Origin of the sequence: Actinomadura craniellae, from assembly GCF_003289645.1 — a bacterium.
In the GTDB taxonomy this organism is placed as follows: Bacteria; Actinomycetota; Actinomycetes; order Streptosporangiales; family Streptosporangiaceae; genus Actinomadura_D; species Actinomadura_D craniellae.
In genome coordinates, this window is record NZ_QLYX01000020.1 from 113532 (window position 1) to 126446 (window position 12915).

General features: G+C 72.0%; 13 protein-coding genes. 7 read left to right on the forward strand and 6 right to left on the reverse strand.

Going from position 1 to position 12915, the window contains the following annotated elements:
• Nucleotides 1-179 precede the first annotated feature (179 nt).
• From DPM19_RS31535 to DPM19_RS31540, 3 genes are all read left to right on the forward strand, one after another.
• Nucleotides 180-1724, forward strand: a complete 1545-nt coding sequence (locus DPM19_RS31535) for a carboxylesterase/lipase family protein (protein WP_233510975.1) — start codon at nucleotides 180-182, stop codon at nucleotides 1722-1724.
• 76 nt (nucleotides 1725-1800) lie between these two features.
• Complete coding sequence (locus DPM19_RS35550) at nucleotides 1801-1977, forward strand: hypothetical protein (protein WP_158566959.1); 177 nt, start codon at nucleotides 1801-1803, stop codon at nucleotides 1975-1977.
• Between the two features lie 173 nt (nucleotides 1978-2150).
• Nucleotides 2151-3347, forward strand: coding sequence for a PucR family transcriptional regulator (locus DPM19_RS31540; protein ID WP_233510977.1), 1197 nt, complete (start codon nucleotides 2151-2153; stop codon nucleotides 3345-3347).
• A 101-nt stretch (nucleotides 3348-3448) separates the two neighbouring features.
• Here DPM19_RS31540 and DPM19_RS31545 read toward each other — a convergent pair whose 3' ends face one another.
• From DPM19_RS31545 to DPM19_RS31555, 3 genes are all read right to left on the reverse strand, one after another.
• Complete coding sequence (locus tag DPM19_RS31545; RefSeq protein WP_233510979.1) at nucleotides 3449-4741, reverse strand: lipase/acyltransferase domain-containing protein; 1293 nt, start codon at nucleotides 4739-4741, stop codon at nucleotides 3449-3451.
• A gap of 207 nt (nucleotides 4742-4948) precedes the next feature.
• Nucleotides 4949-5500, reverse strand: coding sequence for a GNAT family N-acetyltransferase (locus tag DPM19_RS31550; protein ID WP_111871736.1), 552 nt, complete (start codon nucleotides 5498-5500; stop codon nucleotides 4949-4951).
• Nucleotides 5501-5683: 183 nt separating this feature from the next.
• Complete coding sequence (locus tag DPM19_RS31555; RefSeq protein ID WP_111871737.1) at nucleotides 5684-6478, reverse strand: ArsR/SmtB family transcription factor; 795 nt, start codon at nucleotides 6476-6478, stop codon at nucleotides 5684-5686.
• 216 nt (nucleotides 6479-6694) lie between these two features.
• Between DPM19_RS31555 and DPM19_RS31560 the strand changes: the two genes are divergently transcribed.
• On the forward strand, nucleotides 6695-7678 hold the full coding sequence (locus DPM19_RS31560; protein WP_111871738.1) for an alpha/beta hydrolase family esterase: 984 nt from the start codon (nucleotides 6695-6697) through the stop codon (nucleotides 7676-7678).
• 139 nt (nucleotides 7679-7817) lie between these two features.
• On the forward strand, nucleotides 7818-8288 hold the full coding sequence (locus DPM19_RS31565) for an HIT family protein (protein WP_111871739.1): 471 nt from the start codon (nucleotides 7818-7820) through the stop codon (nucleotides 8286-8288).
• Nucleotides 8289-8367: 79 nt separating this feature from the next.
• Here the strand turns inward: DPM19_RS31565 and DPM19_RS31570 are convergent, their stop codons facing one another.
• Nucleotides 8368-8697, reverse strand: coding sequence for a nucleoside triphosphate pyrophosphohydrolase (locus DPM19_RS31570; RefSeq protein WP_111871740.1), 330 nt, complete (start codon nucleotides 8695-8697; stop codon nucleotides 8368-8370).
• A gap of 132 nt (nucleotides 8698-8829) precedes the next feature.
• Nucleotides 8830-9303: a carboxymuconolactone decarboxylase family protein gene (locus DPM19_RS31575; protein ID WP_111871771.1), complete on the reverse strand. Its 474-nt coding sequence runs from the start codon at nucleotides 9301-9303 to the stop codon at nucleotides 8830-8832.
• A gap of 205 nt (nucleotides 9304-9508) precedes the next feature.
• On the opposite strand from DPM19_RS31575, the gene DPM19_RS31580 reads away from it, so the two are divergent.
• Entirely contained in the window at nucleotides 9509-10210 is a 702-nt protein-coding gene (locus tag DPM19_RS31580) for a hypothetical protein (protein ID WP_146779075.1), read from the forward strand.
• Nucleotides 10211-10271: 61 nt separating this feature from the next.
• Here DPM19_RS31580 and DPM19_RS31585 read toward each other — a convergent pair whose 3' ends face one another.
• Nucleotides 10272-11117 (reverse strand): helix-turn-helix transcriptional regulator, encoded by an 846-nt coding sequence (locus DPM19_RS31585; RefSeq protein WP_111871742.1) that lies wholly within the window; start codon nucleotides 11115-11117, stop codon nucleotides 10272-10274.
• Between the two features lie 229 nt (nucleotides 11118-11346).
• Here DPM19_RS31585 and DPM19_RS31590 point away from each other — a divergent pair, with 229 nt between their 5' ends.
• Nucleotides 11347-12813, forward strand: a complete 1467-nt coding sequence (locus tag DPM19_RS31590) for an aldehyde dehydrogenase family protein (protein ID WP_111871743.1) — start codon at nucleotides 11347-11349, stop codon at nucleotides 12811-12813.
• Nucleotides 12814-12915: the final 102 nt, after the last annotated feature.

Sequence of the window (12915 nt, forward strand, 5' to 3'; positions counted from 1 at the left end):
GTGAAGGCGGTGGCAAGCACAGCCTGAGCCGCGGGAACGAGCGGCCCGCGCAGCGAACGAGCGAGGTGAAGGCGGTGGCCTGCACAGCCTGAATCCTGGCGATTCACCCGACGCGACCCGGAGACGTTCTAGAACAGAATTCGAGTGCTTCTGCCCCATCCACCCCACGGAGGCACTCGGTGTCCATTTCAGTCAGAGTCCGTCGGCTGGCCGTGCTCCTCGCCGCCCCGCTGGCGGCCGGTGCGCTCGCCGTCCCCGCGGCGGCCGAGGAGGGACCGACCGTCCGGATCCGGGACGGAGCGGTCCGCGGCACGGCCGGCGCGACCGCGAACTCCTACCTCGGCATCCCCTACGCCGCGCCGCCTGTCGGCCCGCTGCGCTGGAAACCGCCCGCCCCGCCGGCCCGCTGGCAGGGCGTCCGGGACGGGTCCGAGCCGGGCAACCCCTGCATGCAGCGCGCCGAGCCCACCCCCTGGGGGAACCTCGCCGGCCCCGGCACGCCCGGCGAGGACTGCCTCTACCTGAACGTCTACACCCCCAAGAAGCGGGCCGCGCACAAGCGCCCGGTGATGCTCTGGATCCACGGCGGCGGCTTCACCATCGGCTCCGGCACCTTCTACGAGGGGAGCAACCTCGCCGACCGCGGCGACGCCGTCGTCGTCAACTTCAACTACCGGCTCGGCGCCTTCGGCTACTTCGCGCACCCGGACCTGGCGACGGAGTCCGCCGAGGGGATCTCCGGCAACTACGGCCTGCTCGACCAGCAGGCGGCACTGCGCTGGGTGCGCGACAACATCGCGGCGTTCGGCGGCGACCCAGGCAACGTGACGATCTTCGGTGAGTCGGCCGGTGGCGGCAGCGTCTGCCAGAACCTGGTCTCGCCCCGCACCCGCGGGCTGTTCGACCGGGCCATCGCCCAGTCCGGCTGCGGGTTCCCGCTGCCCACCCAGGACGCCCAGCAGGGCAGCGGCGCGGCCTGGGCGGCCGGGCAGGGCTGCACCGACGTGGCCTGCATGCGCGGCAAAACCGCCGAGCAGGTGCTCGCCGCGTCGCTGACCCCGGCCGTGCGGTGGACGCCGGTCGTGGACGGCAAGGTCATGCCGCTGCAGATCCAGGAGGCGCTCGACACCGGGCGGTTCCACCGGGTGCCGGTCGTCCAGGGCACCACCGCCGACGAGGGACGGCTCACCGTGGCGAGCACCTACGACCTGGCCGGGCGGCGGCTGACGGCGGAGGGCTACCCGGCGGCGGTCCGCCAGTTCTTCGGCGACCGGGCCGACGCGATCCTGGCCCGCTACCCGCTGTCGGACTACCCGTCGCCCGCCGAGGCGCTGGGCGCGATCCTCACCCACGCGCAGTTCTCCTGCCTGTCGTACCGGACGACGGAGTCGATGGCCAAGCACACCAGGGCCTACGGTTACGAGTTCGCCGACCCGAACGCGATGGCCTACCTCAACCTGCCGATCAGCTTCCCGGTGGGCGCGGCGCACGGGTCGGAGATCCGGTACATCTTCGGCAACGTGTCGGGCACGCCCGAGCAGAACGCGCTGGCCGACCGGATGCTCGGGTACTGGACGAACTTCGCGAAGACCGGCGTCCCGTACGCCGCCGGCGCCCCGCGCTGGGACCGCTTCCCGAAGGTGCAGGTACTCGCGCCCGCCGCGATCGCCCCCACCACCACCTTCCCCCAGGACCACAAGTGCGACCTGTGGACCCCCTCCTGAGCCGCCGCCGGTGTCAGGGCCGGGTCGGCGGGTATCCGAAACGGGTTAGGGACCTCCGGTACAGGGAGGGGGGACGATGAGCACGCAACCCGAGGGCCGCGCGCCGCAGCGCACCGAGGACCGGCCGGGCGACGTCCCGTCCGCCGCGAAGGACGAGAAGGGCTCCGACCGGCCCGCCGACGCGTTCGACGACAGGCGGCCCGGCTCGGGCGGGGTCCAGCTTGAGGACCTCAGTCCCGACGACTTCGAGTAGTCGCCGGCGCATTCCATCTCCCCGGCCGCCCCTCGGGGCGGCCGGGGCCTTTTCGGATACCTGTCATCGGCGTACAAAAGTCACCGCCCGGGCCAGCGGTGACCGCACTGTGCGGCCGTCCCGTCTTGGCTACCCTGGACGATCGCCGTGTCGGGCTTCCGAGGAGGTCGACCTTGAGTGAGTTGCCGCTCGCCGCGATCGTCGCCGATTCGGAACCGTCCTGGGGGCGGATGCCGTCCCGGTACGCCCGGCTGCTGCGGCCCTACTTCGACGAGGCCGCCGACGAGATGGTCGACCGGATCCAGGAGCGGGTGCCCGAGTACGACCGCCCGGCCGGCAGCGACTACGCGCGGAAGATGCGGCACACCGTCAGGTCCACCGTCTCCCAGTTCGCCGAGGTCATCACCCGGGAGGGCGCCGACTGGGAGCCGCTGCTGCGGCTCTACGCCCGGATCGGGGCCTACGAGGCCCGCAAGGGCAACAGCCTGGAGAACCTGCAGACGGCGCTGCGGATGAGCGGCCGGATCGCCTGCCGCCGCTTCACCCGCGACGCCGACCGGCTGGACTGGCCGCCCACGGTCCTGATCGAGATCACCGAGGCGCTGTTCGCCTTCCTCGACACGATCTCCAACGCGGCCGCGATGGGCTACGACAGCGCCCGCGCCCAGCTCGCCAACGAGAAGGAGCACTACCGGCGCAGGCTGCGGGACGCGCTGATGGACGACCCGCCCGCCAGCCCCGATCTGATCACCAACCTGGCCACGGCCGCCGGCTGGCAGGTGCCCCGCAGCGTCGCCGTGGTCGCCGTCCTGCTGCCCGCGGAGAAGGCTCCCCCGATCATGCCGCCGGAGCTGCTGCCCGACTGGGAGGCGGCCGTCCCCTACCTGGTCCTGCCCGACCCGGACGGCCCCGGGCGCGACCGGCTGCTTGCCGGGCTCGCCGGGCTGACGGCCGCCATCGGCCCGGCCATGCCGCCCACCCGGGCCGCGGCGTCGTTGCGGTGGGCGCGGCAGGCGCTGGACTGCGCGGAGCGCGGGGCGCTGCGCGGCGGGCTCATCAGGTGCATGGACCACGTGCCGACCCTGCTCGCGGCGGCCGGCCGGGACCTGGTCGACTCGGCGGTGGCCCGGCGGCTCGCCCCGCTGCTGGAACTCAGCGACGCCCGGCGCACCCGCCTGGTGCCGACCATGCTGGCGTACCTCGAAAGCGGCCACAACGCCGTCGTTGCCGCCGAGCGGCTGGGCGTCCACCAGCAGACCATCCGCTACCGGCTGCGCCGGATCGAGGAGCTGTTCGGCGACACCTTCACCGACCCCGACCACCAGCTCGAACTCCAGTTGCTGCTGCACACCCTGGTCCGGCTGTCCTGAGCCGGGGAAGTCGAGCAGGTCTTCCAGGTCGGGGCGGGGGGAGCGGCCTGGGCACTCCGCCGCTTCGGCGGCGGCGTGCCTCGGCCGCTCCCCCGCCGCGATCAGTCGTCGTCGAACGACACCGAGATCCGGTCGGTGGCCGAGGGCCAGCTCGGGACGTTCAGGACGTCCTTGTGGCCGCCGCCGCGCGGGGTGGCGACCAGCGAGATCGGCCGGCCGTTCGCGGGGATGTAGAGGTCGACCCCGGAGATGAACGGCTGGCTGAAGAACGCCGGGATCGGGGTGGCCAGGTCCGTGGTGCGGTCGACGCCGGCGTCGAAGGCGAAGATCCCGATGGTCCGCTTGGTGCGCGGGCTGCTGGCCGCGTTGAGGATCTCCTGGCCGTTGATCTTCAGGGAGTCGCCGGCCGTGCCCTGGTCGCCCCACCACTCCTTCTGCCGGTTGATCGTCAGGCTGGAGTGGCCTGGACCGGTCTCGACCAGGCCCGACAGGCCCTCACCGGGCCGGCTGGTCAGCAGCCGCACCAGGGCGTCGCTGCGCCGGAACGGCTGGAAGTACAGGTGGTGGACGGCCTGGTCGTTCCAGACCACCGCGAACTCGTAGTGTGCGTGCCCCCAGGCCTTGACCGGGCCCCAGGAGCCGTCGCCACTGATCTGCCGGACCGCGACCGGTTTGCGGCTCTTGCGTGCGCCGGTCCACGGGCTCACCTCGTAGATCTCCAGCCGGGCGCCCTCGGCTCCCAGGTTGGAGGGGAACAGCACGGCCCGGCCGGACAGCTCGATGCGTACCTGCGGGACGATCCGGGTGGTGCGCGGTGCCTTGCCGGTGAAGAACTCGTACGCCGCGGCGAAGGTCTCGACCGAGGTGACGGTCTGGGTGTGCCCCTGGTCGGAGAAGTAGACGTTCTCGGCGCCGACGATCTGGCGGGCGGTGGAGCCCTCGCCCCAGACGGCCAGGGTCGGCACGCCGCCCGGCGGCGCGGCGGCGGGCGCCCCGTCGAGGTTGACGTAGTGGGCGATCTTCGCGGCCCGCTCGGGCGAGCTGTTCAGGTAGGTCTGCATCAGCCGGGTGCCCAGCGAGTGGCCGAGCAGGTCCACCTTGTCGGCGCGGGTCTTCTTGAGCAGCCGGTCGATGCGCTGGTCGAGGCCGGCGAACACCTGTGCCTCGGTGTTGTGCTGGAACAGCGAGTCGTACTCGTGCGCCTCGATGTGGTCGATCGGGTAGCCGTTACCGGCGAACCGGCGGGCCTGGGTGTCGAACTGGCTGCCCGAGCCGCTGAACCCGTGCACGAATATCACCGGCCGCTGGGGTTTCGGCTTGGCCTGTGCGACCTGTGCCGTCATCCCGCTCACCAGCAGCAGCGCTGCCAGGAAGGCGATGAGCCTGCGGAACATCACGTCCCCTCTCTTTTTGGGACGGGACGGCTCCCAGGGGTGAGCCGTCCCGTTCCCGCAACGGCGCTGATGATCCAGCGCCTCAGACAGGGTGTGATCTGCGACTCAACTGGTCAATAGGAACAATCGTCGCAAACGGAACATTGGGTGGGTCGCCAACCCGGAACCCGCCCGGTTATGCCGGCGCCCAGCACGCCCGGGCGGCCGTCAGCCCCGCCGGCGGGCGAGGACCAGGTCGTCGGGTCGCAGCCGGTACACCTGAAGGTGCAGGTCGTAGTACTTGTCCGACTCGCCCGTCCACTCCATGCCGACCCGGCGGGCCATCGCGGCGGCCCGGTCGTTGGCGGGCCGGACCACCGCGAACAGTTCCTCGGCTCCCTGTGAGAACGCCCAGTCGGCCAGCGCCCGCGCGGCCTCGGTGGCGTAACCCTGCCCCCAGTAGGCGGGGGCGAGCTGCCAGGCGATCTCGATGTCCTCCTTGTAGGGCGGCAGCGGGCGCAGCGACAGCCCGCCGACGACCTGGCCGTCGGACCGGCGGGCCAGGGCCCAGTGGCCGTAGGGCGGGATGAGCCCGGGCTCCTCGTCGATCCACGCTTCGAGCATCGAGCGCATGGTCGCCTCGTCGGCCACCCGTTCCATCGCCGGGGTCAGCCAGCGGGCCACGTCCTCCGCCCCGTAGACGGCGAAGGCCGCCGCCGCGTCCTCCTCGGGTCGCCAGCCGCGCAGCACGAGCCGGTCGGTCGTCAGGTTCTCGGTCATGCTGCCCCGCCCGTTCCCTCGGCCTCCGCTTTCGAGGCATACACAGGGGCAACGGGATCGGCCGTACCGGTTCTTCCCGATAAATCGCGCTATGAGGTTACTTCGCGGAACCGGCTCCGGCCCGGTGCGGACGCCGGCTCCCGGCGCGAAGGGCACGGCGCCGCACCGGCCGGTTTCCCTCCGTCAGGACGCCGAGACCGGCTCCCCGGTCTCCAGCACGGACTTGAGGTTGGACAGGATCGCCGGCCACCCGCCGCCGATCCCCCGGAGCATCTCGCTGTCGGGCTCGAAGTCGTCGTGGACGACGGTCAGCTTGACCGCCGGACCGGCCGGTTCGATCTCGAAGGTGACCTTCGACCGCCGCTCCTTGACCAGTTCGGCGAACTGCTCCTCGCTCCAGCCGAACATCTCCATCATCTCGGGCTGGTAGTTGTGCCAGGTGTAGGACAGCCGCCGGTGCGGCTCGGACTCCAGGACCACCTGGTCCAGGTCCTGGAACTCGCCGTCGGGGTCCATCTTCCACCGGACGGGCGAGCCGACCTGCCAGTCCGACTCCGGGCCGGTGTTCTCGAAGTAGCGGGCGATGAAGGCGGGGTCGGTCAGCGCCCGCCACAGCTTCTCCGGGGTGGTCTTGATGTAGGTGACGTAGACGAACTCGGTCTGGCTCATCGCGGTGTCCTCCAGGGCCCGTTTGAGGTCGGTGAGGGCGCGCAGCCGCTCGCGGTCGTAGCGGCCGATCCAGCGCTCGGCGATGTCGTTGATGGGCGCGGCGTTGAGGTAGTGCAGCTTCTCCCGGCCCCGGCGGACCGTGGCGACCAGGCCGGCCGACTCCAGGACGGCCAGGTGCTTGGTGACGGCCTGCCGCGTCATGTCCAGGCCGGCGCACAGCTCGCGCAGGCTCTGGCCGTTGCGCTCGTTCAGGCCGTCCAGCAACCGGCGCCGGCTGGGGTCGGCCAGCGCCTTGAAAACCGCGTCCATCACTCCATCATCCAACAAGGCAACCTTGTGGTTGCCTGTCCGGACAATAGGCAGCCAGATGGTTGCCCGTCAAGCTCTCAGCCGGGCCGCACACCGTCCAGCACTCCGCGACGTTCCGGCCGCCCCTGGCGGAACCCGATACCGGATTGCCAGGAAATCGCCAGAAGAATCCGGCACCATCGCGACAATCGGACTCCCCTGGAAGGACCCGACTCGATGGGCGGACCGGCGCAGCACAGGAACCCACCAACGCGTGCCCGGCCACTACGTTCACGGTTCCTCGCCCGGCTCCTGCTCGCCGGCGCGCTCGCGTGCGCGGCCTGCACCCCGGGCGGTGACGCCGAACGGACATCACCAGGCCAGGACCCCTGGCGGCAGGGCACCGGCACGTCCAGCCACACGATCACGGTGGACGGCCGCGAGCGCGCCTTCCTGCTCTACCGCCCCGCGAACCTGCCCGCCCCCGCCCCACTGGTGGTCATGCTCCACGGCGCGCTCGGCAGCGCCCGGCAGGCCGAACGGTCCTACGGCTGGAACGCGCAGGCCGACCAGGGCCGCTTCCTGGTCGCCTACCCCGACGGGACCAACCGGACCTGGGCGGTCGGCGACGGGTGCTGCGGCGGCGCGGGCCGCTCCGGGGTGGACGACGTGGCCTTCGTGACCCGGATGGTCGCCGAGATCGGACGGCGCATCCCGGTGGACCGGTCGCGGGTGTACGCGTCCGGCATGTCCAACGGCGGGATGCTGGCCTACCGCCTGGCCTGCACGACGGACGTCTTCGCCGCGTACGGGCCGGTCGCGGCCACCCTGCTCGGCCCGTGCCCGGACCCCGCGCCCACCTCGCTCATCCACGTCCACGGCACGGCCGACCGGCGCGTCCGCTACGACGGCGCCCCCAGTGAGGGCCTCGTGAAGGTGGACGGGCAGGCCGTCGAGCCGCTCACCGCCCGATGGTCGAAGACCGGCCGCTGCGCCCGCCCCCAGGTCACCCGGCGCGGGGACGTCACCACCACGGCCGCATCCTGCCCGGACGGGCACGCGGTCCACCTGATCGCCGTGCGTGGGGCCGGCCACCAGTGGCCGGGCTCGCAACCCAACACGCCCGCCCAGGAACGCCTGAGAGCCGACCCGCCGTCCCGGGCCCTCGACGCCACCGCCGCGATCTGGGCCTTCTTCGCCACCCATCCCAAGCCCCGATGAAGCCCCGCCGATCTCCGGCTTCCTCGATCCGCGGAACCAGATCGACATGGCAGCGCCGGTCCACACACACTGGATACATGCGCCACGCCGACAGCCGGACCCACATCGTGCCGGAGAGCCCGGCCGAACTCACCGGACCATGAAAGCCCCCGACGACCCGGGATGCGTGTTCTGCGACATCGTCCGCGGTGAAGCCGAGGCGAGCGTCCCGTACGCGGACGACCACGTCATGGTGGTCATGGACATCGGCGCGGTCACCCCGGGCCATCTCCTGGTGATCCCGCGGGTCCACGCGGTGGGCCTCGAAGACCTCGACGAGGAGACCGGAGCCCACATCTGGCGGGTCGGGCACCGCATGGGGCGGGCGCTACGCCGCTCCGGCCTGCGCTGCGAAGGCGTGAACGTCTTCCTCGCGGACGGCGAAGCCGCCCTCCAAGAGGTCTTCCACTTCCACTTGCACGTCTTCCCCCGGTTCGCGGACGACGGCTTCCGGATCGACGCGAACTGGGGCACCCGCGCGCGAGCCCTGCTCGACGCGGAGGCAGCGGCGGTCAGGTCCGGCCTGGACCTCCTCCCGCCAGGCCGCGAACCCCTCCACTCTGACGAGTGAGCCGCCGTGCCCGCGCAGAGCCACCCGCCTGACCTGCCCGGCCACCACCGGCGAGCGGGCGGGCCGTCCGCCGGGCGGTTCAGGGGGTGTGGTCGACGTACTCGAGGTAGATCCGCTCGGTGAACCCGCCGCGCTCGGTGCGCTTGCGGTCGGCCAGCGCGAAGAGGTCGTCCCAGGTGAGGCCGAGGGCGGGCAGCAGCGCGGTGATCACTTCGACGACGTCGGCCAGTTCGCCCGGTAGCCCGCCGGCGGTCGCGTCGCGTACTTCCGCCGCCTCCTCGACGAGCTTCGCCAGCAGGGCGCCGTGATAGTCGTCCTCGCCGAGAACGCGGGTGACCGGCCGGTGGCCGCCGGCCTCGATGATCTGCGGGATGAGATCACGGATCAGCTTGCGATGCTCGACGCGCATGGGCCGACGGTAGCGCCCGTGCCGAGGATCACCCGCCTGGATCCGCCGTGTTCGCGCGTGGCCGCGGGCACGGCGGTCAGGCCGGGCGAGGCCGGGCCACGCCGGCGCCCGCCCGATTCGAGAGCGGTTCGCTCAGCCGGACTGGCCGGGCCGGTAGTCGCCCGCGGGCTGCTGGATGATGACGTTCAGGCGGTTGAAGGCGTTGATGAGAGCGATGAGGGACACCAGGGCGGCCAGTTGCTCCTCGTCGTAGTGCTTGGCGGCGTTCGCCCAGATCTCATCGGTGACGCCGCCGGCGGCGTCGGCGATGCGGGTGCCCTGCTCGGTGAGTTCCAGGGCGGCCCGCTCGGCCTCGGTGAAGACCGTGGCCTCCCGCCAGGCCGCGACCAGGTTGAGCCGCAGCGAGGTCTCCCCGGCGTGCGCGGCCTCCTTGGTGTGCATGTCGAGGCAGCCGGCGCAGCCGTTGATCTGGCTGGCCCGGATCTTCACCAGCTCCTGGGTCGCCGCCGGCAGCGCCGAGCCGGTCAGGCTCTTGCTCGCCGAGACGAAATGCTTGACGGTCCTCATCGCGACGTCGCTGCCCAGGTAGTCGAGCCGAGCTTCCATGACGTCCTCCTTGCTGTTGATCGCTTCCACCTCGTAGACGGGATCGGCCGCCCGGATGTGACAGCGATCCGCACCTCGCCCCGTGCGCACGGGTCGCACATCGGGACCGATCGCGGGTGCTGTTGACCCCCGGCACCGGAAAGGCCGATCCTGCGGAGAGCACGCGTCCCGGCGGAACCCGGGAGAACCCGCAGGTCTGGTGGAGATGACGGAGCAACAGTGGGGCCTTCTCATCCCGGGCGTCATGCTGGGCGGTCTCATCGTCGCCGTGGTGGTGGCGGAGCTGAGGTCGAAGGCCGCGGACCGGCGCGCCGAGCAGGCCGACCGCCGGCATCCCCAGGAACTCCGGAGCTGGGCCGCCGCGCACGGCTGGGACTTCCACGAGGGCGATGTGGCGGCGGCCTGGCGCGGGCGGTTCGCCGACCTGGAGAGGTTCCGGGTCAACCGCCTGGTCACCGGATCCGTGCGAGGGCTGCGGGTGACCGCGGCGGACTGCGTCCACTCCACCGAGATCCACGAATCCGCCCCCGATGTGGACGGCGTCACGGTGCCGGTGCACTACTGGCTGACACACCGCCTCGCCGTCCACGTCGCGCACCTGCCGGGCGACTGGCCAGAGGTCACGGTGGCCAAGCGCCTTCGCGCGGAGACCGCGTACGGCCTGACCGGAGTGCCGGAGTTCGACCGGTGGTTCCACGTCGGCACCTCAGATCCGCGGGCGGCCCGCGCGCTGTTCTCCCCCGCGCTCGTCGACGCCCATCTGAACGGCCAGGTGCCGCCATCGTGGAGCCTGCGCGATGGCGAGCTCCTCATCGAGGACCGCCGCGACCGGCTCCAGCCACAGCTGATCCTGCCTCAGGCCGAGAAGCTACGCCGGCTCGCCGAACTGCTCGGACACCGCACCTGATCTCCACCGCTCCCGTGCGCTGTCCCCGCCGCGCCGTCACCCCGAGCGGGGCGGCGCGCCGTCACGAGAGCGTCAGCCGCTGGGTGCCGAGGACCGACAGCAGCCGGAGCTTGTCGTGGCTGTCGGTGCCGGGCGCAGCGGTGAAGATCATGAGTGCCTGGAACTGGTCGGGATCGAACAGCGTCTGCCCGTAGACGTCGATCGCGCCGACATCGCGGTGGAGGATCCGCTTCATCTCGCAGTACTGCGTGGGGACGGGCTGCCGTTCCCACAACCGGGCGAACTCCTCGCTCTCGCGGGACAGCCCCTGGACGAGCTCGGCGACGGGCTCGCGGAGCGCCTCGTTCGCCGAGGCGGCGACCAGATGGCCCACGATCATCTCGGAGTGGTGCCGGTGGTCCTCGGCCGGAGTCCGTTCCCGCTCCCGGGGATCGGTGAACCAGCGGTAGATCCGGCTGCGCCGCCGGCCCACATGCGCCGTCTCGTCCCCGAGGAGCGCGACGGCGAGCGGCGTCTGCACGAGGGTTTCGCCGAGCTGCGTGACGACCTGGGCGGGCGTGTCCTGGAGGCGGGCGAGCACCCGCATCAGGCCGGCGTTCACGTGGTCGCGCCGGGCGACGCGGGCGGGCACCGCGTATCCGGCCAGGCGGAAGAGATGGTCACGCTCGTCGAGCGTCAGCTGCAGCCCGCGCGCGAGGGCGGCGAGGATCTGCTCGGAGGGCACCGGGCCGCCGTACTGCTCGATCTTGCTGTAGTAGTCGCTCGAAACCCCGCTCAGCACGGCCACCTCCTCCCGGCGCAACCCGCTCGTGCGGCGGCGTGGCCCGCGCGGCATGCCCACGTCCTCGGGTGTGAGCGCTTCGCGCCGGGCCCTGATGAACTCGGCGAGCCGCCGTCGCTCGATCATCGCCGCGCACCCGCCGGGGACGGCTCGACGCCGATGCCCGCGGTCGGGGCCCGCTCACCTCGCGGGCCGGTCACGTCCTGCACGTCTCCTCCGTGGATCGGGGTTCCCTCACCATCGTGAACGCGGTCGCGGCGGTGAACCATGCCCTGGTCGAGCAAGGTGAGGCGGCGGGCGAGCCTTGCCAAGGCCGGGCATGGATGTCCGGTTCCGCGGCGCCCAGGCTGGAGGCATGACAGCTACACACGCACATCTGGCAGCCCCGGGACACTGGATCGACGGAGGCTTCACGGAGGATGTCCACGCCCGCATCGAGGTCGTCAGCCCCGTCACCGGCTCGGTCGTGGCGACCGTGCCGTCCGGCACCGCGGCCGACGTCGACCGGGCGGTGGCGGCGGCGCGCGCGGCCCTGCCCGGCTGGGCGGGGACCCCCACGAGCACGCGCGCGAAGACGCTCGCCCGGCTCGCCCAGGAACTCACCGCACGCAACGAGCAGATCGCGCAGGCCATCACCGCCGAGATCGGCGCGCCGATCGGCTTCGCGCGGATGGCGCAGGCCGGCCTCCCGGCAGCCGTGGCCGCGGCGACCGCGGAGCTCGAACCGTCGGTCGAGTGGGCCGAGCGGGCCGGAGACTCGCTGATCGTCCGCGAGCCCGTCGGCGTCGTCGGAGCGATCACCCCGTGGAACTTCCCCCTCCAGCAGACGATGACGAAGATCGCCCCGGCGCTCCTGGCCGGGAACACGATCGTGTTCAAGCCCGCCGAACTGGCCCCGCTGACCGCGGCGATCCTCGCCGGGGCGATCGCGGCGGCGGGGATCCCCGCCGGGGTCTTCAACGTCGTCTACGGCAGCGGCGCCGTCGTCGGCGAGGCGATCGCGGCGCACCCCGGCATCGACATGCTCTCGTTCACCGGCTCGACCGCCGTCGGCAAGCGCGTCTCGGTCCTCGCCGCGCAGAACGTCAAGCGGGTCGGGCTGGAACTCGGCGGCAAGTCGGCCAACATCATCCTCGACGGGGCCGACCTGGAGCACGCGGTCGCGGAGACCCTGGTGAACTCGTGGAGCAACAGCGGCCAGGCGTGCGGGGCGTGGACCCGGCTGCTCGTCCCCGCCGACCGCCACGACGAGATCGTGACCAGGCTCGCCGAGGCCGCCGCCGCCTACACGGTGGGAGACCCCGCCGACGAATCGGTCCGGCTGGGCCCCCTCGCCTCGCAGAAACAGTGGGAACGCGTGAACGCCTACATCGAGCAGGGCATCGCCGAAGGCGCGACGCTCGCCTACGGCGGCCCCGGGCGGATCCCCGGCCTCGAGTCGGGCGCCTACATCCGTCCGACGATCTTCGCGAACGTCGCGCCCGACTCCACGATCGCCCAGGAGGAGATCTTCGGCCCCGTCCTCTCGGTCATCCCGTACACGACCGAGGACGAGGCGATCGAGATCGCCAACTCGACGATCTACGGGCTCAACGCCGCGGTCTTCGGCGCGCCCGAGGACGCGCTGCGGGTCGCCCACCGGCTCCAGGTGGGCCAGGTGTACCTGAACGGGGCGGGCCTGAACATGCTGGCGCCGTTCGGCGGCTACAAGCAGTCGGGCAACGGGCGCGAGTTCGGCCGCCACGGGGTGGAGGAGTTCACCGAGGTCAAGGCCATCCAACTGGGCGAAACAGCGCCCGCGGCCGGCCAGGGCCCGCTGTAACGATCGAAGGATTTCCCGAGCCCCCCAGTCCACCTCCGGCCCCTTGCCCGCGTGATCGTTGAGGAGGGGTGGGGCCCCAGCCCTCCTCAACGATTGTGTGCC

What these genes read in the sequence shown, in the direction of transcription:
- DPM19_RS35550 (WP_158566959.1), top strand. Translation starts at nt 1,801, where the DNA reads ATGAGCACGCAACCCGAGGGCCGCGCGCCGCAGCGCACCGAGGACCGG.
- DPM19_RS31545 (WP_233510979.1), bottom strand. Translation starts at nt 4,741, where the DNA reads ATGTTCCGCAGGCTCATCGCCTTCCTGGCAGCGCTGCTGCTGGTGAGC.
- DPM19_RS31550 (WP_111871736.1), bottom strand. Translation starts at nt 5,500, where the DNA reads ATGACCGAGAACCTGACGACCGACCGGCTCGTGCTGCGCGGCTGGCGA.
- DPM19_RS31555 (WP_111871737.1), bottom strand. Translation starts at nt 6,478, where the DNA reads ATGGACGCGGTTTTCAAGGCGCTGGCCGACCCCAGCCGGCGCCGGTTG.
- DPM19_RS31560 (WP_111871738.1), top strand. Translation starts at nt 6,695, where the DNA reads ATGGGCGGACCGGCGCAGCACAGGAACCCACCAACGCGTGCCCGGCCA.
- DPM19_RS31565 (WP_111871739.1), top strand. Translation starts at nt 7,818, where the DNA reads ATGAAAGCCCCCGACGACCCGGGATGCGTGTTCTGCGACATCGTCCGC.
- DPM19_RS31570 (WP_111871740.1), bottom strand. Translation starts at nt 8,697, where the DNA reads ATGCGCGTCGAGCATCGCAAGCTGATCCGTGATCTCATCCCGCAGATC.
- DPM19_RS31575 (WP_111871771.1), bottom strand. Translation starts at nt 9,303, where the DNA reads ATGGAAGCTCGGCTCGACTACCTGGGCAGCGACGTCGCGATGAGGACC.
- DPM19_RS31580 (WP_146779075.1), top strand. Translation starts at nt 9,509, where the DNA reads ATGACGGAGCAACAGTGGGGCCTTCTCATCCCGGGCGTCATGCTGGGC.
- DPM19_RS31585 (WP_111871742.1), bottom strand. Translation starts at nt 11,117, where the DNA reads ATGATCGAGCGACGGCGGCTCGCCGAGTTCATCAGGGCCCGGCGCGAA.
- DPM19_RS31590 (WP_111871743.1), top strand. Translation starts at nt 11,347, where the DNA reads ATGACAGCTACACACGCACATCTGGCAGCCCCGGGACACTGGATCGAC.